The organism is Phosphitispora sp. TUW77, from assembly GCF_048453025.1.
In the GTDB taxonomy this organism is placed as follows: domain Bacteria; phylum Bacillota; class Thermincolia; order Thermincolales; family UBA2595; genus Phosphitispora.
Genome location: NZ_CP156677.1, coordinates 2,312,974 through 2,334,174, shown reverse-complemented (window position 1 = coordinate 2,334,174; position 21,201 = coordinate 2,312,974). Strand labels below are relative to the sequence as shown.

Here is a 21,201-nt window from a genome sequence, read left to right as displayed (position 1 = left end):
GTTCTGTTTATGGGGGTGGGGCTATATGCGCCTAATTATAAGGTTTAGGCCCGCTATTGGTATTTTGCTGTGTTTTTTCGGGGTATCTGCAGCATCTCTTGCCGGGGCTTATTTATTAGGAAAAACGTTTCTAATGATAATCGGTGAGGACAAACTTCCTGAAAGTACACGGGTTATGACCGGTGATCCCAGGCCGGCAGCGGCTCAGGTGCAAAAATACAATCTTCTTCTGGATCCTGTTCCGGTGTATTATCTTCAAGTTGGTGTTTATTCAGACCCTGAAGGCGCCCTGGAAGCAGCTAAACCGCTGCGAGACATGGGCTATAATCCGTATATAACCAAATATGCGCCTTATCGGATATGGGTCGGCGTTTTTCGGGAACGGAAGGACACCGAACAGCTTAAGCAGGAGCTTAAAGAATATGGTTATGGAAGTTTTACAGGTGCAGTTGTAATAAATGGGAAAAACCTGCAGTATGGTAAAGACAGTGAATTGTTCATAAAAGAAATCAGTCCCGTATTAAAAGCTTATACAGCATGGCTAAAGGAAGTCTTGATAGTACTTCCTTCAGGATCATCGGAAATATTGGATTTCAGGAAAGAGCGTAACCGTTTCAGCGTGCTGGAAGAAGTTTATCAAAAAATACCATTGCCGGAAAGCGAAGTGAAATTTAAAAATCACCTGATGAACACAAGGTTCAGGAATGTTGATCAGTCAATAAGTAATTTTCATACTCAGCTGAACGAATGTTTCGAACTTCAAGACCCTGATATGATTGTATTATTACAGTACAAACTACTGGAATTCATAGACAATTATTTGCTTTTCTGCCAGGAAATTAATAATATTAGCGCAACTTAGCATTGTTCAAGCTCCAGTCGCGTGATATAATTTTTAGGAAGGGGCATAAAGGAGGGAATGAATTGAAAAATTTAAAGATCCCTGAGGCTACTATAGTCAGATTGTCGGTTTATTCACGTTATCTTGAACAGGCTAACAAAAAAGGTATTATTACTATTTCTTCGGGGGAAATCGCCGAAGGTGTAGGTGTCAGCCCGGCACAGGTCAGAAAAGACCTGGCGTATTTTGGAGAATTTGGGACAAGGGGTGTTGGTTATAATGTCAAGGATTTGCTTAAACACACCCTGAAAATTCTTGGCCTGAATAATACATGGTCGGTTGTAGTAGTGGGAGCCGGTAATCTGGGTTCTGCCCTTGTTTCGTACCGCGGTTTTCGTGAACGTGGTTTTGATATACTTGCTGTATTTGATAATGACCTGTCAAAAGTCGGTAAACGATTGATGGATTTAGAGGTGTTGGGAACTGAGAAGCTTGAACAGGTAATTAGGGATAACAATGTCAGGATTGGAATCATTACTGTTCCCGCAACAGCTGCTCAAGAGGCTGCAAACCAGATGGTGAATGCCGGAGTCAAGGTGATTCTTAATTTTGCCCCGACTGTATTATCAGTTCCGGCAGATGTTGAGGTAAGGGATGTTGATTTATCAACCCGCCTGGAAATACTGACCTTTCATCTTTGTCTTAAGGACATGCAATAATCTGATTTTAAAAGTGAATGTGAGCATATAAACAAGATTAGAAGGAACGGTTACTTATAACACTCCCCTGTGATAGGGGGGTGTTTTTTTAACGACAAGATGAATTTAGGGGAAAAACTAGAAAAAAATGCAATTATTGCAGGAAAAACAAGTTGTGTGTCGAAAAAAGAAGAAAACTGTCTTTTTGGCAATTATAGGAAGCTTGGTTAATTTGATTGGAGGTGGGGTAATCAATTAGTTTGTTTCTGATGGGCAATAAGGAAGGAGGGATATTTTTGAGAAAAAAATCTTATTTGGCATTAGTTTTAACGTTTTTAATGGTAATTTCACAAGTTTTGCCTGCATTTGCAGTACTTAACCTGAGTGTTGACCTAAGTGTTGATCCTAACGCAGCGGTGGAATTTTCTTTACCTCCCAGTAATATTACTGGCGCTATTTATTCGGATTCGCCGCTGATAGGTGTGGATGCTGCGGTATATGATGTTTATGATCCAATGAATCCAACACTTATTCATCAGGGCCCGGTAAATATAATTGACGGTGTAAATGGACAAGCAACTTGGGATTTGCCGGTTTCAGAGGTTTACTTTAATCCTGGTAAATATATGGTTGACGTTAAAGCCGCCAACCAGGCAGGTGAGGTAAACGGAACCCAGGGGTTTTTCACAATTATAGATCAGGTAACAGGGCCAGGAGAGGACCCAGGCACGGAACCCCCGGTTACAGTATGGCAGAATGCTTATATTGTTGTAGAACCTGGTTTTAATCCTGTTGTAGGTGAAACCCCTGTCCTTGATGTGGTGTTGGAGAATTTTACTGGTGATATGAGTTGCCTGAGCGCTGAGTTGGTTTATGTTACACAGGACCCGGTAACCGGTGATCCCGTTTCACAAACTATAGCTATTTTGGACAGTGTTGTCCAAAACGACCCGCTTAGCAGTAACTATACGTTCAGCAGTACTGCTCCTCAATTGACTGATCCACAGTCCAACGGACAATGGGTTATGGTAAAACTTATATATAATGATACTGTTTCAGCTATATTTGAAACAATGATGGTGGGCAATGTATTTATTGATATTATGGCCCCGGGAGAAGACCCCAGCCGGCAGATGTGGGTAGAATATGATGGCATTGAAATATCCGGCCAGTATCAGGGGCTGAACAGGTATATTGTTCACCTGGAAGATGAGTTTGCTTTGGATTACGGTTTTTCACCAGACAACTTTATAGTTGAACGAGACACGGTTGTTGTAAACGATGTATACAAAGCTGTTGTTCCTTTCTATGACGATATGCAGTATGAAGGACCTTACCAGAATGTGTGTTTGTATCTTTCAGATGTGCAGCACGGTGATCAGCTGATTGTCCAGGGCCTCACAGATATAGCCGGAAACCAAATGACAGCTCCGGTTGCCTTATACCTGGATATGAATGTTCAAATAACAGGAACTCTTACCGTAGGCGGAAGTGTGATTCCTAATGCGCAGGTTATTGTTATTCCCTATGATTCCGTTACTGGACTCGATGTAATGAATTCATACGATTTTTTCACGAATACAAATGGTGAGTTTTTTGCGAATTTGCCGGCAGGCACATATATAGCAATGAATGCTGCTTGGATGTCTGGCGATACTCAAGAGGTTTACTACATTGATATGCCTTTTGAAGTGCCGGCTGTGACTACACTTAATTTGCAGGTTCCAGTTGAACCCAATGTTAACGGACAGGTATACCGTCCGGTTGGCATGAGCTATACCGAAAATCTGGTTTTTGCCAATACGGCTTACCTGAATAAAGATTATGGTGAGGATCGGATGGATTTCTTGAAATCCTGTCCTGTGGCTGAAACAACAGGTGACGGTATTTTCAGTCTTTATCTGCCAGGTGGTGAGTATAGCTTATTAGGGAAAATAGAAGGCTTTACTGTTGTACCCCCGGTATCACCAGTAACTATCACAGTTCCTGATGCCGGCACATTAGATATCAGCAGCACAGAGATAAGATTCCCTGAACATAATGTATCAGGTACTATTGTTGATTCCAGCGGTAATCCAGTGCCTAATGCTTTTATTTCTATGTTCGATGACGCTGCGGATATGATGTATTCTGCATCAACAGACCAGTCAGGGAATTTTAGTCTTGCACTTCCTGACGGTAATTATGCCATTGGAGGGGTTATGGTAGAACCTCAAGAAATGGCTCCTGAGCCCGCAAGCACTATGGGGCTGTATTTCCTTGATGTTGCTTTTGATGTTATTAATAACCAGCCTGCAAATGTTACCGGAGGCGATCTGGCCTTAGAAGGAACTACCCTTTCTGATATAGTGCTGCCTAGTATTAATGTGGAGGTACAGCTTTTTGAAAACGGGCTTCCTGTCAGCTCTGATGGGGAAATTTGCTTAACAATGCCCGATGGTTCGGAAGCTTGTATGTTTGGTATGGGTACTTTCAATTTCCATCTCAATCCGGGTACTTATACATTTACAGACCTTGAGCTGTTTGGCGGTACATACCGGGAGATGCTTCTCAATGAACAAATCACAGTAGATGACTTAACTGATTATACGGGCGCTAATGCACTTGTATTTGACATTACCACTGCTTCTAATGTTGTTATTAGTTTCAAGACATCGGACGGTTCCGTTACAGGAAACGGTTATGGTGTAAGTGTTGTTAAGGATAGTGGTGAATGGTTCTGGGGTGAGGCTAATGCCAATGGTGAGGTGTATTTTGACCTGCAGCCCGGCAATTATCGTATCGAAGGTTATGACGTTGAACAGTTCGGTATGTATACATGGCAGCCGCTTAACCAGCTATTTACGGTAGGTGCGGAGCATACCGGGGATAACAAGCTGATGTTAACAGTAACCGTTACCCAACCAAATGTAAGCGGTACTGTTCTGGATGAGCAGGGTGCACCTATATCCTGGGCTTGGGTTGATCTGGAAAAGCTTCCTGCAGCGGGTGAACTGTATTCTGAACATTTTGGCCTGCAGACTAATGAAACAGGGCAGTTTGCCGGTACACTTGAAGATGGGATATATATTGTTAAAGGAGTAGGTACGCCTGACGGCTGGCTTGAAATGAATTTCAAGTTCTATGTAATCACCGGCGAGGTACACCTTGCTGCTGATGGCAGTGATACAGTTACTGATTTCATTATTCAAAAACCGGCCGCTAATTTCTCAGGTTATCTTTACAAAGCTATTGAGAATGAAATTGGAGTGCCCTTTGCACCTTTTGAGGGCTGGATTGAAGGCCCAATAGGTGTTTCGCTCCTGCTGAGGGATGCCTCGGTGGATGAAGCTACTTTCTGGGAAGCTCCATGGTTGTATGAAAAGAGGATAGATGTCAACTTAGACGGTTCTTTCGGGACGACTTTACAGGAAGGCAAGTCATATGCCTTATATGCTATCTGCACACCTAAGAAATGGATAGAAATGGATGCAGCGGCAAACGTTTTCACAGTCCCGGCAGCGAATATTATAATTACTCCACCTGTGCCTAACTTCTCTGGTACTGTACGTTTCTTTGACGGAAGTACCGTGCCAATGGGCTGGCTCAACATAGAAAAGGTTGATGACTATTCATGGTTTGGAACGCCGGTGGATGAGACCGGCAGTTTCGGAATCGGTCTCCCACCTGGAGAATACGTTATCCGGGATTATGGTTATGAGGTTAATGGTACCAGCGGTACAGAATTTAAACGAATCAATTTTAACAAGCCGCTGACAATACCAGAAGATGGTTCTGTAGTAACAGCTCTTAGGCCTAACTTAAGTGGCTCGGTCACTGTTGACTTAAGTCTTGCTTCAGGAGATTATGCAAGTATTTGTGTCAAAGAAGTTATCTCTGAAACAGATTCCCGATATGATGACTGGATGATAAACCCATGGAAATATGAAAGCTGGTTTGAATTAGAATACGACAGCTCCAGTCAACTGGCTCAATTCATGGGATATCTTCAGGATGGTGATGCCGTATCACCAAAGAATTACCAGATAACCGGTATTTCTACTCCGAACGGATGGAAAGAGCTTAAAGAAAGCTTTACTTTGGCAAAAGGGGCAAGCAGTGCTAATATCAGTTATAATTCAACTTATGACAATTACTCGTTTGGCATCAGCTTCAGCCCTAATGTGACAGGTGTTATTACAGATGACGGTACACCGGTTAATGATGCGTGGGTTAGTATAGAACGGGTTACTGATATCCCGTCATTTTCGGATTATTTTGGCGCAAATACCGACAACTCCGGTTTCTTCAGTCTGAAGTTAGATGTTGGTACCTATAGGATTTCAGGATACAGCACTCCCGGTTACTGGAGCGCGAATACCTGGGTGCCCGGAAAATGGGTTCAGCTGAACTACCAGTTCGAGGTAATTGAGGGGCAAGATGTTGTTATTGACATAAGTCCCAATGTGGTAGGCAGCTTGCAGTGTTATGATGATGCTGGAAGCCCTGTTCCTGTAAGCAATGGCTGGGCTAATATTAAGCCAGAGCTTCCGGATGGTTCGGTTAACTGGGAAGATTGGACAGACAGTATATGGGTGAATTCTGATGAATACGGGAATTTCGGTTTGAAACTCCCTGACGGGAATTACCGTGTGGTTGATATGGGAGGTATGGATTTCTGGGCTAAGGTCAATATCAGTTTCCAGGTTTCAGGCAGCACAATTTTTGCTGACCCTGTAAATTTAGTTAACGGAAAATTGCTGGTTAGGCCCGCCCAGGTTAATGTTAAGGGTATAGCTCTTAATTCATCCGGACAGCCGGTAAGTTATGGATGGATTTCCATAAAACCTGCAGACGCTCCGGAATATGACTGGTCTTCAGCAGTGTGGGCCGCAACTGATGCAGAGGGCAAATTTGGCATTAGCCTTGCAGATGGTGATTGGGTAATTGCTGAAGTAAGCGCACCGGAAACCTGGTTTAAGGTAGGAATGCCCTTTAACGTGTCTGGAACAACCATAACTTCTACGTGGGTTGGAGCTGTAGTAAACAATCAACTCCAGGTAAGTGAGCCACAGGCTAATGTTGTGGGTATTGTCAAAGATAGGTCGGGCAATGTGGTTAGCGGGACTGCCTGGGTAACAATTAAACCTGCTACCGCTACGGAATTCGATTGGGAAAGTGCTGCTTGGGCCGAATATAGCGGAGAAACACAACAGTTCAGCTTATTCCTGGCAGAAGGAGCGTATCGAGTAACTGAAGTGGGTATGTTCGATGATTATTATAAAACAAATATCTTGTTTAATGTTAATGCCAGTGGGGAAATTGTAGAAGTTACCCCGGGAACCCTGGCCAATGGAGTATTGATTGTCAGCCCTCCTGCACCTAATGTAACAGGCACAATATTTGACAGCAATGGACAGCCTATCGGTAACGGCTGGCTTGGAATCATGCGTCTGGGTACGGACGGCAGTCAGATTACTTTAGAAGGTCAGGCGTTGCCGGCCGATGCTTGGTTTGATCCTAACAGTGGTATCAGCTGGATGTATACCCAATGGCTTCCAAGTGATGCCAGCGGTCAGTTTGCGCTTGCGCTGCCTGCAGGCACCTATAAGGTTATCTCAGTTTCCGGTATGGATTGCTGGTATCAGCCTGAGTATTCATTTATCGTAGCCGAGGGTCAAACAACGACTTTAGAGGTTAATCCTCAGGCAGAAAATGTTACTATTACAGTTACAAATACCGGCACCAGTGACAGTGAAGCATGGCTAGAAATCAGGACTACCGGGGATGAGGGGGAATTCTATATTCCTGTTAAGTCTTCAACAGCAAATGCAGGCACATATACTTTTGAGGTATTCCTTAAAGACGGGGATTATGAGGTTATGAGTTTTGGGACCCCGACTCTATGGACAGAAGTTGGCCAGCAGTTTAATGTAAGCGGTTCAGCTGTAGTGTCTGTTGATTTCAGTGTGAGCACAAAGGTAGAAGTCTCCGGAACTGTAAGCTCCGTTAGTGAAAAGGTCTGGGTTGCAATCCAGCCGGTAATTGATGGAGTTGTAGATACAGCAGCAGAGAAAAAATGGGTACAAACCGATGAAACCGGACAGTTTGTATTCAAGCTCACCATTGGTGAAACTTGGGCTGTAACTGATGTTTCAACTTCTGCAGGCTACACTGAGGTAGCTGACCCAATGGCAAATGCATACACAGTTACTTCAGATACAGCACAAGTGGGCTGGAGTATAAATTTATAACCGGCCTAAATATTGAAAATATCATACTATAACATCAGATATACTAACCGGGGAACTGCCTATAGGGCGGTTCCCCGGATATAAAATCTGCAGAAGGAGGACAAGTAATGTTAAACTACCGGAAAAACCGGTTAGGCGCTGCTTGCAGCCTGATTTTGACAATACTGCTGGTGTTTGCCCAGCTTGCAGGAGGGATTATTCCCATCCAAACGGCTGCTGCAGCTACTGTATTTACTGTGACACCTGCAGCTGCCACTGCGGGTGACTTACCGGCGCGGGTTACGGTTGAGGCCTCTGGAGCCGTATTTTCGGCTGATAATTCCACACCGTTCTTGACTCTAAACGATGCAGCAGTTTCTGCCAGTATAACAAATATTACTTCAACAAGTACCGAAGTATCATTTACGGTAGGAGCCGGTCTTGCAGAAGGTACATATGGAATAAGAATTGTCACTCCTAGTACTACTTATAACATAGACTCATTTTCTATAGGCAGCCCGTCCATAATTGCCGTTAACCCTGACAGCTTGGCGAGCAATTATGAACAGCAGACAATAACAATAACCGGTCAGAACACTAATTTTGCCTTGGGCCAATCGACTGTTGAGGTTCTTAATACAAGCGGTGCGGCTACGGGTAAAGCAGGCAGTGTTACTGCAGTATCCTCAGCTAATGAGCTTTCATTTACATTGAATGCAGGATTAGCTACCGGAAGTTATAAGGTAAGAGTAACAACAGGAGATGAAATTGTCACATCAGAAGCAATCCTGCAGGTGCGAAGCAGTGCCAGTATATCAATCAGCCCATCAAGCAGGGTAGAAGGTTATGATGCATCAGTTATCACTGTAACCGGTACCGGTACCGGATTCAGTGGTGCCACGACGGTGGCGGTACTCAATGAAGGCGGTTCGGCAACCGGAAAGGCCGGGACCCCGACAGTAGCATCAGAAACTTCTCTTACTTTTTCCCTGGCCAGCGGACTTGCTGCAGGCAGCTATACTGTTCAAGTTACCACAGGCAGTGAAGTGGTGACCGCAGCCCTTGCAGTTGTGGAGCCTGCCATTGCCCTGAAGTACCAGAGTGCATCTTTTACACAGTTGGTTCCTGGTTATAGTTCGGCATACACTCTGACGGTTCAAGGTACTAATACCAGTTTTGCGCAGGGAACAACACAGATATCATTGTTCGGCCCCACTGGGACAGATTTGACAAGCACCAAGGTTTCAAATACGACAATTACTAATGCAACTACAGCCGGGTTTACTCTTGCAAAAGGCATTGATACAGTAGGGACATATACAGTTAAAGTCACTACTGGGCAACAGATTTTGACAGCAGACTTTGAACTTCTCCAGCCTTCTCTGGGGGCAGTGGTTATTGATTCAGCCGTAGCTGATGGTGCCGCTTTACCTGCGGGTTATACCGATACCCAAGTAGATGTTACCGGTGTAAATACGGCATTTGGAGCTAATACCACTGTTGAGGTTACAGGCCAGGCTGATATGGTTTCAGCAATTACTGTTTCAAACACAACACAGCTTTCATTTAATCTTAAGAGCGGACTAAGCGCAGGCACCTACAGCATTGAGATTGATTCCGACGGTAATGCAAGTACGGTGGCTGATTCCCTTACAACTGACATTACAGTTACGTCACCTTCAATTCTCCGGGTTACACCTAGTACCGTACAAAACACTTCAACACAACCGGTTACTTTAACAGTTGAAGGACAAAATACCCACTTTACCACCGGTACTCCGGTAGTTAATATACTCGTTGTTTCCGGTGAATCAATCAGCAATATCAGTGCTGTAAGCGATACTGAACTAACTTTTACGCTGTTACCTAGTTCTATCAGTACCGAAGGGACATATGATATCAGTGTCAGCACAACCAGTTCAGTACTTGAAGAAACTGTTACAGGAACTGATAAAATAATTGTCAGCGCCAGTGGCATTAATTCCCCCGGAACTATTTATACTGACCAGTTGGGGACCCGCCAGGTAACTGTTACAGGAACCGGGACAAGCTTCCAGGACGGGACAACTACCGTCAATATAGATGGAACGGCTGTTAGTGTGACGGTTAATTCAACGACATCTCTTACCTTTACCGTTCCTAACGGCTTAGCGATAGGAGAACACACCCTGGGTGTTGATGAAGATGGTGACATTTCTGATGATTACACCAACACCTTTGAAGTGGAGGACCGGGCCATAGTATTATCTTCAGACAGTCAAACAGTTGATTATGCGGCATTCAATATGACTGTTACAGGTGATGGTGTTACTTTCAGCAGTGATTATCTGCCGGTTATTGAGATTTCCGGTGCGGGGATTACCATAGACCCGACTGATATCACTGTTGTTGATTCCACACATATCAGGTTCCTGTTCCCTGCGGGACTGGATGCTGGAAGCTATACTGTTGATGCTGCCTGGTCAGGCGGAACTTATGCCGGAACAAGTCTCAGCGCAGCATTTACTGTTACTGTCACTACTGATACGGGTACGGAAACGGATACGGGTACAGAAACTGATACGGGTACGGAAACAGATACCGGCATAAACACGGGTTCACCCGGTGGTTCCAGCACTGTTGCAACAGAGCCAGCGGGAGATACGGTAGACCTTGAAATTGCTCCTGATATTAGCGAAAACCAGGATGGACAGGAAGTAGCTACTGTTTCCCTGGATTCTGAAAGCCTCACAGATATTGAGGGAAGTCTTGAAGGCAGTGTTATAGCTGTCACAGTGACCGATGTTACTGATGCTGTGGATGTAGAAGTTAGTGCAGAAGTTTTGCAGGCCATGATAGATAATGATAACTGGCTTAACATTACAACACCAGCGGGTATATATATTTTCCCGGCATCAGAGATTAAACTGACACAGTTGGCCCAATCATTGGGAGTTGCTGCTGATGAAGTTACACTTACTATTTCCGTTTCTCAGGTACTCCCGAAAATTAGCCAGGCTGTTACGGCTGAATTAGGTCAAGATGGTTTGGTTCAGGTTTCAGTACCTCTAGAATTTAGTGTAAAAGTATCTGCAGGCAACCAAAATATCGAGATAACCGAATTTAGCAGGTATATCAGCAGGAAGATTTTCCTGACCAGACAGGCTGGTTCAGGAATAGCCACCGGTGTAATGAGGAAGGAAGATGGGACACTTATTCCTGTGCCAACCGTATTCGGCACCGAGGATGGCAGACCTGTAGCTATTATCAAACGTAAGAGCAATAGTGTTTATCTCGTTGTGGAAAACAGCAAGACCTTTGCTGATATTAACAGCCATTGGGCAAAAGACACTATTAACAAACTGGCATCCAAAATGATTATTAATGGTATGGATGACAGCACCTATGTACCTCAGAGCACGGTTACCAGGGCGCAGTTTGCCGCTATGGTTGTAAGGGCTCTGGGCTTGGAACCGGATACATCAGGCCAGAATGCATTTACTGACGTCAGATCAGGTGACTGGTATGCCGGTGTTGTGGGCGCTGCTGTTAAAGCAGGTATTATCAACGGCTATACTGATGGTACTTTTAAGCCCAATTCATGTGTATCCAGACAGGAAGTTGCCGCTATGGCCGTGAGGGCCATGAACTTTGCCGGGGCCAATACTAATATGACTGAATCAGAAACAGAACGATATCTGACCGGTTTTAGCGATAAGGGCAAAGTTCAGACTTGGGCAAGGCAGGCTGTGGCCATGTCGGTCAAGAATGGTATTGTAAACGGATATCCAAACGGATCGTTTGCCCCGGTTAACAACAGTACCAGGGCAGAAGCTGCTAAAATGATAAACAGTATGTTAACTGCCTTAGGTTTTATCTAAAATTAGAGTAATAAATTATAATATGGACAGGGACAGATAAGTTCCTCCGGCGGGCAACGTCTCAACCGGCATCGGTTCTCGCCTTGCGGCGAATCACCGGCCGGTTGACGACAGACTCCGCCTTCCGGAACACATCTATCCCTGTCTATCTTGTTTTATTACTTAAAATTATGGTCTTAGGAGGCAGAATGAAACTCTTCTGGTGATAGCTTTGTTTGAGATTCGGGTGCATAGAAGGGGGATTGTTAAGGCAAACTACAGTTTGGGCTCCTGATTTTGAATGGGAGGTAATTTGTTTGGAAGAAACGATAAATAACCATGATGCCAAGCTGCAAAAACTTGACAAAGTATTAGAACAGTATGCGGGGAAACCGGGTGCCTTGATTCCGGTTCTGCATGAAGCGCAGAACATATACGGATATCTTCCCGAAGAGGTCCAGTATCATATATCTAAGGGACTGGGCTTGCCGCTGGCTGATGTTTATGGAGTAGTTACCTTTTACGGCTTATTTACTATGACCCCCAGGGCAGAACATAATATTGCCGTTTGTATGGGAACAGCTTGCTATGTCAAGGGTGCCGGTCAACTGGCAGAAAAGATTGATGCAGAACTTGGCCTGAAGTTTGGTGAAATCAGTGAGGACCGTAAATTTGGCCTTGAGGCTACCAGGTGTATCGGAGCTTGCGGTATGGCCCCTGTCATTACGATAAATGAAGAGGTTCACGGGAGGCTTAATGCCGACCAAATGGGGGAACTATTGGATAAATATGAAAATATTCACTAGGTCATTATTTACAATCACTGCCGAGAAGTTACAGCACTTCCGGCACAAGGAGGATATAAGCGAGTGTCCTATAGTTCACATATTCTTATTTGCCGCGGCACAGCATGTGTATCCGGTGAAAGCCGTGAGGTTCAGAAAGAAATTGAGAAACAGCTTCAGGACAGAGGTATGCAGGAATCGGTAAGGGTTGTCCATACAGGGTGTTTTGGTTTTTGTGCCCGCGGTCCTATTATGGTTATTCTCCCTCAGGGAAGCATGTATTGCGAAGTTCGTGTTGAAGATGTCGGAGAAGTCATTGAAAAACACATTATAGGTGGGCGGGTTGTAGAGAGACTGCTTTTTAAAAACCCGGTGACTCAAGAGTTTACTGAGAAAATAGATGATATAGACTTCTTCAAAAAACAGGTACGGATTGCCCTTAGAAACTGTGGACATATAAATCCCGACGATATCAGTGAATACATTGCCAGAGATGGATATAAGGCCCTGGGTATGGTGCTAACCAAGTATTCATCTGAGGAAGTAATTAATGTTGTTAAGAAATCCGGACTCAGGGGCAGGGGCGGCGGCGGATTTCCCACAGGATTAAAATGGGAGCTTACCAGGAAGTCCCCAGGGGAGCTAAAGTATGTAATATGTAATGCGGATGAGGGGGACCCCGGGGCTTTTATGGATCGCAGCATACTTGAGGGAGACCCGCATTCAGTGCTGGAAGCTATGGCTATAGCAGGATATGCAATCGGTGCCGACAGGGGTTTTATATATGTGAGGGCAGAGTACGCCATAGCTGTTGAACGTCTGACTACAGCTATCAGCCAGGCAAGAGAAATGGGTCTATTAGGCAAAGGACTTTTTGAAACAGATTTTGAATTTAATATAGAACTTCGTCTGGGGGCGGGGGCGTTTGTCTGTGGCGAGGAAACCGCTTTAATTACCTCAATAGAAGGCAACAGGGGTGAACCCAGGCCTAAACCGCCTTTTCCCGCCCAGGCGGGTCTATGGGGCAAACCCACTCTTATCAATAATGTAGAAACACTTGCCAACATTCCGGCGATAATACTAAACGGTGCCGAATGGTACGCAGGTTTTGGGACAGAAAAGAGCAAGGGCACCAAGGTTTTTGCCATTGCCGGTAAAATTGTCAATACAGGTCTGATAGAGGTTCCTATGGGTATAACCCTTCGCGAGATTATCTACGATATTGGGGGCGGCATACCTGAGGGGCGAAATTTTAAGGCGGCACAGACGGGAGGACCATCGGGAGGATGCATACCGGCCGACCTTGTGGACATATCAATCGAATATGACACTCTTCTTGAAGCCGGTTCAATGATGGGCTCGGGTGGTCTTATCATAATGGATGACAGTGATTGTATGGTTGATATTGCCAAGTTTTATCTCGAATTTACTTGTGATGAGTCATGTGGCAAGTGTACCCCCTGTCGGGTGGGAACCAAAAGGATGCTGGAAATCCTGGAACGAATTACTGAAGGGCGGGGCAGTATGGATGACCTCGACCTTCTTAGCGAACTGGGGCATGGCATAAAGGAAACGTCTTTGTGCGGGCTGGGCCAGTCAGCACCCAATCCTGTGCTGAGTACATTAAAGTATTTTGAGGATGAATACATAGCCCATGTCAGGGATAAAGCATGCCCTGCTGGGGTATGCAAAAAACTCAGCAATATTAGAATTATCCCTGAAGAATGTAAAAAATGCGGGGCTTGTGCCGAGGTATGTCCTGTTGATGCTATTAAAGGGAAACCACGGGAGATCCATGAGATAGACCCGCAAAAATGTATCAAATGCGGCAAATGTATTGAAAAATGCGCTTTTAAAGCTGTTAAGAGATAGTTTGTATCTGTAATAAGAAGGCTGCCATTTAGGCGGCTTTTTTTTGCCACTATTAGGTAGAAGCGTTTCTAAAGGAGTTTAGGTAAATTTGTCGAAGAGGTTAATTTAAATGTACACTATTCATCGGGGAGTGGAAGCAAAAATGACTTTACAGGACCTGGAACAAATAAAGAAAAATGTTTTATCTGAACATGCTATGACCGGAGAACGAAAGAAAGTACGTATTACTGTAGGAATGGGTACTTGTGGCATAAGGGCAGGGGCGTATGATGTCCTTAAGGTACTAATAACACAATTTGAAGATTGTCGGGATGTTGTGATTAAACATACGGGTTGTTTGGGAATGTGTTCCAGTGAACCTGTGGTGCAAGTTGCTATTCCGGGGAGACCAACAGCAGTTTACTTTTATATGACAACGGATAAGGCCGGATGGGTTGCTGCCCGGGTATCTGATGTGTTGAAATAACGTCAATGATAAATTTTGAATACTACTTGATTGGGTTGAGGTAAGAGCTTGTCATCATATGTCAAAAATGATAAACTGAATAAGTAAAAAGCATATGGGATATATAGCTCGAAATGGCACGAATTTTTTGTCAGAGTAGGGGAAAGCTAAAAAAAACTATATAATAAGCTTAAAAGAGAGTTATCAAATGGAACCAAACATTAAAAAACTGATTTTGGCTTCAGGGTCTCCAAGAAGGCAGGAATTACTCAAACAGATGGGGCTCTGCTTCGAGGTAATGGTTAACCCGGTGGATGAAACTGTTTTGCCGGGGATGCCTCCAACTGAAGCAGTTGCTGAATTGGCATACAGAAAGGCTATGGCAGTTGCTGCCCGGCTCAATGAGGGAATTGTAATCGGGGCAGATACAGTGGTGGTTCACTGTGGTGACATTCTGGGCAAGCCTTCTGGAATTGCTGATGCTATCAATACCCTAAAGAGTTTGAGTGGAACCGACCACTTGGTTATCACAGGCTTTTCCATCGTTGATTGTGCTACTGGAAGACTGTCAAAAGCCAGTGAAACGACCAGGGTTTTTTTTCGCCGGTTATCGGATGTTCAGATAGAAGCTTATGTCAGGACCGGTGAGCCGATGGATAAAGCAGGTTCATATGGCATTCAGGGACTGGGTGCTGTTTTGGTTAAAAAAATAGAGGGATGTTATTTTAACGTTGTCGGTCTTCCTCTGTCTAGTCTTGCGGCACAGCTCAGACAATTTGGGGTGGAAATGCTGAAATAGCTTTAATTAGCAATAATATTTGGGATGATATATATCTTGAGAGGATTCGCAAATGGAATCAACAAAAAACGGAGTTAGAATAAAGGAACTTCCAGAAGATCTGAGACCAAGGGAGAGATTAGCAAGGGAAGGTGCGGAAGCTTTAAGTACTGTTGAGCTCCTGGCTGTGCTTCTGAGGACTGGATCTGATTCCATGAGCGCATTGGACCTTGCTACTCTGGTGATTGCAAAGACCGGGGGATTGCTTGGTTTGGCTGAATGCGCCTCTGAAGAACTCTATTCCATAAAAGGGATTGGACCAGCTAAGGTTGCCCAGATAAAGGCTTCTATTGAATTGGGGAGACGGCTGGCTTTTGAGATTTCCGATCCCAAGAAGGTAATCAAAACACCATATGATGTATTTAACTTACTTAAGGAAAGAATGCGTTACCTTGACAGGGAACATTTTATAGCAGTGTCTTTAAATACTAAGCACCATGTAATTACAATAGAAACCGTTTCTGTGGGAAATTTAAATTCATCACTGGTTCATCCCAGAGAACTGTTTAAAAACTCTATAAAAAGAAGTGCAGCTGCACTGGTTCTGGCTCACAATCACCCTAGCGGGGACCCCAGTCCCAGTGCCGAGGATGTTCAAATAACTCGCCGGCTGGTGGAGGCAGGGAAGTTAATCGGTATAGAGGTTATTGATCATATCATTATCGGAGAATGCGGTTTCACAAGTCTTAAAGAATTAGGTGTTATTTAGTTGGAGCAGCAAATGAAGCTGAAAGGAGTACGAAAAATGTTTGGAATATTTTCCAGGGATATGGGTATAGATTTAGGGACTGCTAATTCATCTGTATATATCAAGGGCAAGGGGATAGTTGTCAACGAACCTTCTGTAGTGGCTATTATGAGAGATACAGGACAAGTTCTTGCTGTTGGTGAAGAGGCCAAGCTGATGATTGGGAGAACTCCCGGGAACATAGTTGCTATCAGGCCTATGAAAGATGGTGTCATCGCTGATTTTGACACCACACAGAGTATGTTGCGTTATTTTATTACCAAAGCCCTGAGAAAAAGGCCTCATTTAATCAGACCAAGAGTTGTTGTATGTGTGCCTTCCGGAGTGACAGCGGTTGAGGAACGCGCTGTCAGGGAGGCTACAATCCAGGCCGGGGCCCGGGAAGCATATCTAATAGAAGAACCAATGGCGGCCGCAATTGGAGCCGGTCTGCCGGTACATGAGCCTACCGGTAATATGATAGTGGATATCGGTGGCGGTACCAGCGAAGTTGCGGTTATATCCCTGGGGGGTGTTGTGACCAGCCGCTCGGTACGTGTCGCCGGTGATGAAATGGATGAAGCCATTATGCAGCATATTAAAAGAACATATAATTTGATGATTGGAGAACGTACTTCTGAAGAAATTAAAATAAAAATTGGTTCGGCATACCGTCTCCCGCAAAAAGAGTTTTATGAGGTGCGCGGGCGTGACCTGCTTACAGGGTTGCCTAAGACTGTTGAAATTACATCTGAAGAAGTTCATAAAGCTTTATCTGAACCGGTAAGCAGTATCCTTGAAGCCATTAAGGTGACACTGGAAAAGACACCGCCAGAGTTGGCGGCAGATGTTATGGATAGAGGTATAGTCATGGCTGGCGGCGGTGCCTTGCTGCGGGGTCTAGATAAACTGGTTACTGAACAAACCGGTATGCCGGTTTATGTTGCTGATGAGCCTCTGTTCTGTGTGGCTATTGGGACAGGGAAGGTTTTGGAAAACCTGGATGTTCTCAGAAGAGTCTTAATTACCCCGAAAAAAATTGGCTAGAAAGGCGGGGTTATGTTGTTTCGCTACATTTTAAACAGGTATGTCCTTGGTTTTTTCTGCCTGGTGGCGATAGCTTTTTTGTTGATAACCTTTACAGGTCAGGATAGGATGACACTAAGTCCTGTGGAGAGAGTAATTAAGGATGTAACAACCCCTGTGGAAAAAGGGGTTACCACTATTGTTTACAGTATTTCAAACACAGTTAAATCTGTTTTTACTATTGGAAGCATAAAAGATGAAAATAAACAGCTGCGGGAACGGGTATTAAGTTTGGAAGCGGAAAATAATCTTCTTAGGGAATACGAATACCAGAACCTGCGGTTACGGGAATTACTGCAATTCAAGGACACCGTGGTCAAGGACTATAATATGGTGTCTGCTTCAGTTGTGGCCAGAAACCCGTCAAACTGGTTCCGCACAATTACCGTCAACAGAGGAGAAAATGACGGTGTGGCCAAAAACATGGCTGTGGTAACAAGTAAGGGATTAGTGGGACGTGTTATAAATGTATCTGCTACTTCTGCTGAAGTATTGCTGATTATAGATAGCAGCTGCGCTGTGGGCAGTCTCATTCAGATAAACCGGATACCGGGAGTTGTTGAGGGAAAAGCTGATAACTCCGGAATGCTGAAAATGATTCATCTTTCTAAAGAAGCTCCTGTTAAAGATAAACAAATTGTTATTTCATCAGGTCTTGGAGGGATTTTCCCCAAGGGATTGCCTATTGGAACAGTGACGGAGATTCATTTGGAGTCCAACGGTTTGGTTAAATATGCCATTGTCAGGCCTTTTGTGGATTTCAATGAACTTGAAGAGGTGCTTGTAATCAGGAACGTTCCAGTAGTAAATGAAGCTGCTCCTGATGACAAGGGGGGAGCTTAATGCGGTACTTGGTAATCGCTATTTTGTTTCTTATTAGCTTGATTCTCCAATCCACGATTTTTTCCCATCTTACTGTTGCCGGTGTTAAACCTGATTTAGTATTGATAATGACTGTATTCTATGCCTTGCTGCATGGTTCGAGGGAAGGCGCCATAGCCGGAGCCATTGGGGGTTTGCTGCAGGATTTAATGTTTGGTCAAAATGTGGGTATGAATGCTCTTGCCAAGATAATTGTTGGATATGTTTTTGGATCATTAGAAAAGAAGATTTACAAGGAAAACATCTTAATTCCTATGGCCATAATATTTATGTCTACATTAATGAGTGAAACTGTACTTTATCTATTAAGGCAGTATGAAGGGATATCAGGAGGATATTTCGGCGCTCTTAGGAGTGTTATAATATCTGCCGCTATCTATAACAGTTGTCTGACCCCTTTTCTGTACGGAAGGTTCTATAAATCGTCAACTAAGGGGCTGCTGAGAGTAACAGAAAGGTAATAATCATCCTATCGGGGGGCTTTTGATGACAGATAAACTCCTGGTTAAAAAAATAAAGGTATTTATTGCCTTTGTTACGATTATATTTGTCATCCTTATTTCTAGGATTGCTTATGTACAGTTGGTGGAAACAGAACGGTTTACAACCCTTTCAGAACAAAACAGGATACGACCGGTTACAATCCCGGCCAAAAGAGGTGAAATCCTTGACAGTACCGGGAAAGTGATTCTTGCTAAGGATCGGCCGGTTTACAGTGTATCAGTGAGTTGGCTTGGCATCCAGGACCAGAACCTTGATGAAGTTGCGTCAAGCCTGGCGCCAATTCTCAGAATTGATGAAAAAGAGATTCTGGAAAAGATTAAAGATCCGGGTATCAGGAAGTTTGAACCAATTAAAATTGCCAAAGATGTACCTTTAGAGGTAGTTACTAAAATTGAAGAAAACAGGGCAGAACTACCGGGTGTAGAAATAGCTGTAGAACCGATGCGTGAATATGTATATGAGGATTTTATGCCCCATATTCTCGGATATGTCAGGGAGATTACTGAAAGACAGTTGGAAAACCATAAAGATGAGGGCTACAGCATGGGTGACCGGTATGGCCAGGCCGGGCTCGAAAATATGTATGAAAAATTTCTGCGGGGTCAGGATGGGAACCTTTTGGTTGAAGTCGATAAGTCCCAGCACCCTGTCAGGGAACTTGCCAAAGAACAATCTGTGCCTGGCAATAACCTTATTTTGAATATAGATTACCGGCTGCAGAAGGTTGCTGAAGAGTCCTTGGACAGGGTCATGACTTCACTGCAGCAGGGTAAATTTCCCAATGCCAAAGCCGGAGCAGTTGTCATGCTTGATGTCAATTCAGGGAAAGTACTGGCAATGGCCAGCAAACCAGGTTTTGACCCAAATATATTTAATGGAAAAATTACTTCAGAGCAGAGTCAGGAGTTGTTTGGGGGCAAAGAAACCAACCCGTTTCCGGCATTTAATAACAGGGCCATGATGGCGTATCCACCCGGCTCGACTTTTAAGATGATAACTGCTTCTGCGGTCCTGGAGTCAGGTAAGGCAACAATCAAAGATACCTATTTTGACCCGGGTTCAGTTTACCTTTATGGTCGTTCATACGGGTGCTGGAAGCCTGGTGGTCACGGGACAGTCGATATGATTAAAGCAATCCAGACTTCCTGCAATGTTTATTTTTACCAGATGGGGCTGAGAGCAGGGGTTGACAGCTTGGTTAAATATGTCCGTGAATTTGGCCTCGGGCAGAAGACGGGGATTGACCTGCCAAACGAAGCTTCCGGACTGATACCGAGTCCGGAATGGAAAAGGGACTTAAATGAACCCTCATTAAAGAAAAAATATGAAAAGGCGTACCAGGAGATTGAGGATGAGTATGCTGATAAAATCCAAAACGCCGGGTCTGAAAGTGAAAAGAAGCGGCTGCTCAAACAAAAGGAAACAGAGCTTAAGTGGAAAAAAAGGGAATACGAGAATGAGGCTTACTGGCTGGTTCAATGGCGTGAATATGAAACAATTATCATGTCCATTGGTCAGGGATATAACCTGTATACTCCAATTCAGCTGGCCAATTATGTTGCCGCGATAGCCAATGGCGGTATCAGGTATCAGCCTTATTTGGTTGATTGCGTTGTTGATTATGAAGGTAATATTGTCAAAAAATATGATAAAAAGGTAATTGATAAAGTTGATGTAACTCCTGAAACACTTGCTGTTGTTAGGCGGGGAATGAGGGCGGTTACTGAGCCTGGCGGTACGGCTTATGGTATTTTCAGAGGATTTCCCGTCGAAGTTGCTGCAAAAACCGGTTCCGCCCAGACAGGAAAAGACAAAAACGGAAATGATAAAGCCACTCACGGACTTTTTGTCGCCTATGCTCCTTATGACAAGCCTGAAGTTGCTGTAGCCGGCATTGTCGAATATGCCGGTCATGGCGGTAGTTCGGCGGGTTATGTTGCCAGGGACCTGTTGGCAGAGTATTTCAAAATCGACAAAACAGCTGTACCGGAGGGTGGTGTTTCCGAAGAGTAGCGGGCTGTTTTTGTCTAAATATTCGAGAAAAGCGAGGTAAAAAGACCTCGTTTTTTTTGTTCATTCAGAAGGATTTGACTACCTTTTGTAGAATTTAAATCTGCAATGATTCAGGATATTTTGAGTTTTTTTAACTCAGGAGGAGAACCAAATTGAAGAAGACTAAAAGTTCTAAAAGTAAGAAATTGTTTTTTAAAAACGAAGCAAACGAAATAACCGAAGCAAACGAAATAACCGAAGCAAACGAAGCAAACGAAGCTAGTGTAGTTAATGATTCCGATATCAGGTTGGAATCTGCAAATTCGGAACCGGATAATAGTAAGGAGCAGGAAAACGTTAAAAGACAGGAGGTCAAAAAAGACAAACAGAAGCCGAAAAAGGCTGAGCGGAAACTGCCTCAGGATCAAAATGAAGAATTTCCTTCAGATGCAGCAAATCCTGAAGCAGACGAGATTCATG

General features: G+C 44.1%; 13 protein-coding genes. All 13 read left to right on the top strand.

Annotated features, from left to right (window positions below; translation table 11 throughout):
- Positions 1–25: 25 nt before the first annotated feature.
- The 13 genes from ABFY19_RS11310 to ABFY19_RS11250 all read left to right on the top strand — a co-directional run bounded on the left by ABFY19_RS11310 (position 26) and on the right by ABFY19_RS11250 (position 20,742).
- Positions 26–862: an SPOR domain-containing protein gene (locus ABFY19_RS11310; protein ID WP_418790755.1), complete on the top strand. Its 837-nt coding sequence runs from the start codon at positions 26–28 to the stop codon at positions 860–862.
- A 62-nt stretch (positions 863–924) separates the two neighbouring features.
- Complete coding sequence (locus tag ABFY19_RS11305) at positions 925–1,560, top strand: redox-sensing transcriptional repressor Rex (protein WP_418790754.1); 636 nt, start codon at positions 925–927, stop codon at positions 1,558–1,560.
- Between the two features lie 275 nt (positions 1,561–1,835).
- The gene (locus ABFY19_RS11300) at positions 1,836–7,772 is read left to right on the top strand and encodes a carboxypeptidase-like regulatory domain-containing protein (protein ID WP_418790753.1); all 5,937 of its coding nucleotides are present in this window, start codon (positions 1,836–1,838) and stop codon (positions 7,770–7,772) included.
- Positions 7,773–7,879: 107 nt separating this feature from the next.
- Positions 7,880–11,611, top strand: coding sequence for an S-layer homology domain-containing protein (locus ABFY19_RS11295; protein ID WP_418790752.1), 3,732 nt, complete (start codon positions 7,880–7,882; stop codon positions 11,609–11,611).
- Between the two features lie 296 nt (positions 11,612–11,907).
- Positions 11,908–12,396, top strand: a complete 489-nt coding sequence (locus ABFY19_RS11290) for an NAD(P)H-dependent oxidoreductase subunit E (RefSeq protein WP_418790751.1) — start codon at positions 11,908–11,910, stop codon at positions 12,394–12,396.
- Positions 12,397–12,459: 63 nt separating this feature from the next.
- Entirely contained in the window at positions 12,460–14,247 is a 1,788-nt protein-coding gene (gene nuoF / locus ABFY19_RS11285) for an NADH-quinone oxidoreductase subunit NuoF (protein ID WP_418790750.1), read from the top strand.
- Between the two features lie 109 nt (positions 14,248–14,356).
- Positions 14,357–14,713, top strand: coding sequence for a (2Fe-2S) ferredoxin domain-containing protein (locus tag ABFY19_RS11280; RefSeq protein ID WP_418790749.1), 357 nt, complete (start codon positions 14,357–14,359; stop codon positions 14,711–14,713).
- Positions 14,714–14,912: 199 nt separating this feature from the next.
- Positions 14,913–15,491, top strand: a complete 579-nt coding sequence (locus ABFY19_RS11275; RefSeq protein WP_418792596.1) for a Maf family protein — start codon at positions 14,913–14,915, stop codon at positions 15,489–15,491.
- Positions 15,492–15,543: 52 nt separating this feature from the next.
- Positions 15,544–16,239: a RadC family protein gene (gene radC, locus ABFY19_RS11270; RefSeq protein ID WP_418790748.1), complete on the top strand. Its 696-nt coding sequence runs from the start codon at positions 15,544–15,546 to the stop codon at positions 16,237–16,239.
- A 36-nt stretch (positions 16,240–16,275) separates the two neighbouring features.
- On the top strand, positions 16,276–17,304 hold the full coding sequence (locus ABFY19_RS11265) for a rod shape-determining protein (RefSeq protein WP_418790747.1): 1,029 nt from the start codon (positions 16,276–16,278) through the stop codon (positions 17,302–17,304).
- Between the two features lie 12 nt (positions 17,305–17,316).
- The gene (mreC, locus tag ABFY19_RS11260; RefSeq protein ID WP_418790746.1) at positions 17,317–18,186 is read left to right on the top strand and encodes a rod shape-determining protein MreC; all 870 of its coding nucleotides are present in this window, start codon (positions 17,317–17,319) and stop codon (positions 18,184–18,186) included.
- Entirely contained in the window at positions 18,186–18,686 is a 501-nt protein-coding gene (gene mreD / locus ABFY19_RS11255) for a rod shape-determining protein MreD (RefSeq protein WP_418790745.1), read from the top strand. Before mreC ends, mreD begins: the two co-directional genes overlap by 1 nt.
- Before the next feature lie 25 nt (positions 18,687–18,711).
- Complete coding sequence (locus ABFY19_RS11250; RefSeq protein WP_418790744.1) at positions 18,712–20,742, top strand: penicillin-binding protein 2; 2,031 nt, start codon at positions 18,712–18,714, stop codon at positions 20,740–20,742.
- The last annotated feature ends 459 nt before the right edge of the window (positions 20,743–21,201 follow it).

Excerpts from the sequence above, each read along its gene's own strand:
- ABFY19_RS11310 (WP_418790755.1), top strand. The coding sequence starts at position 26 with ATGCGCCTAATTATAAGGTTTAGGCCCGCTATTGGTATTTTGCTGTGT.
- ABFY19_RS11265 (WP_418790747.1), top strand. The coding sequence starts at position 16,276 with ATGTTTGGAATATTTTCCAGGGATATGGGTATAGATTTAGGGACTGCT.
- mreC (WP_418790746.1), top strand. The coding sequence starts at position 17,317 with ATGTTGTTTCGCTACATTTTAAACAGGTATGTCCTTGGTTTTTTCTGC.
- radC (WP_418790748.1), top strand. The coding sequence starts at position 15,544 with ATGGAATCAACAAAAAACGGAGTTAGAATAAAGGAACTTCCAGAAGAT.
- ABFY19_RS11250 (WP_418790744.1), top strand. The coding sequence starts at position 18,712 with ATGACAGATAAACTCCTGGTTAAAAAAATAAAGGTATTTATTGCCTTT.
- ABFY19_RS11295 (WP_418790752.1), top strand. The coding sequence starts at position 7,880 with ATGTTAAACTACCGGAAAAACCGGTTAGGCGCTGCTTGCAGCCTGATT.
- mreD (WP_418790745.1), top strand. The coding sequence starts at position 18,186 with ATGCGGTACTTGGTAATCGCTATTTTGTTTCTTATTAGCTTGATTCTC.
- ABFY19_RS11280 (WP_418790749.1), top strand. The coding sequence starts at position 14,357 with ATGTACACTATTCATCGGGGAGTGGAAGCAAAAATGACTTTACAGGAC.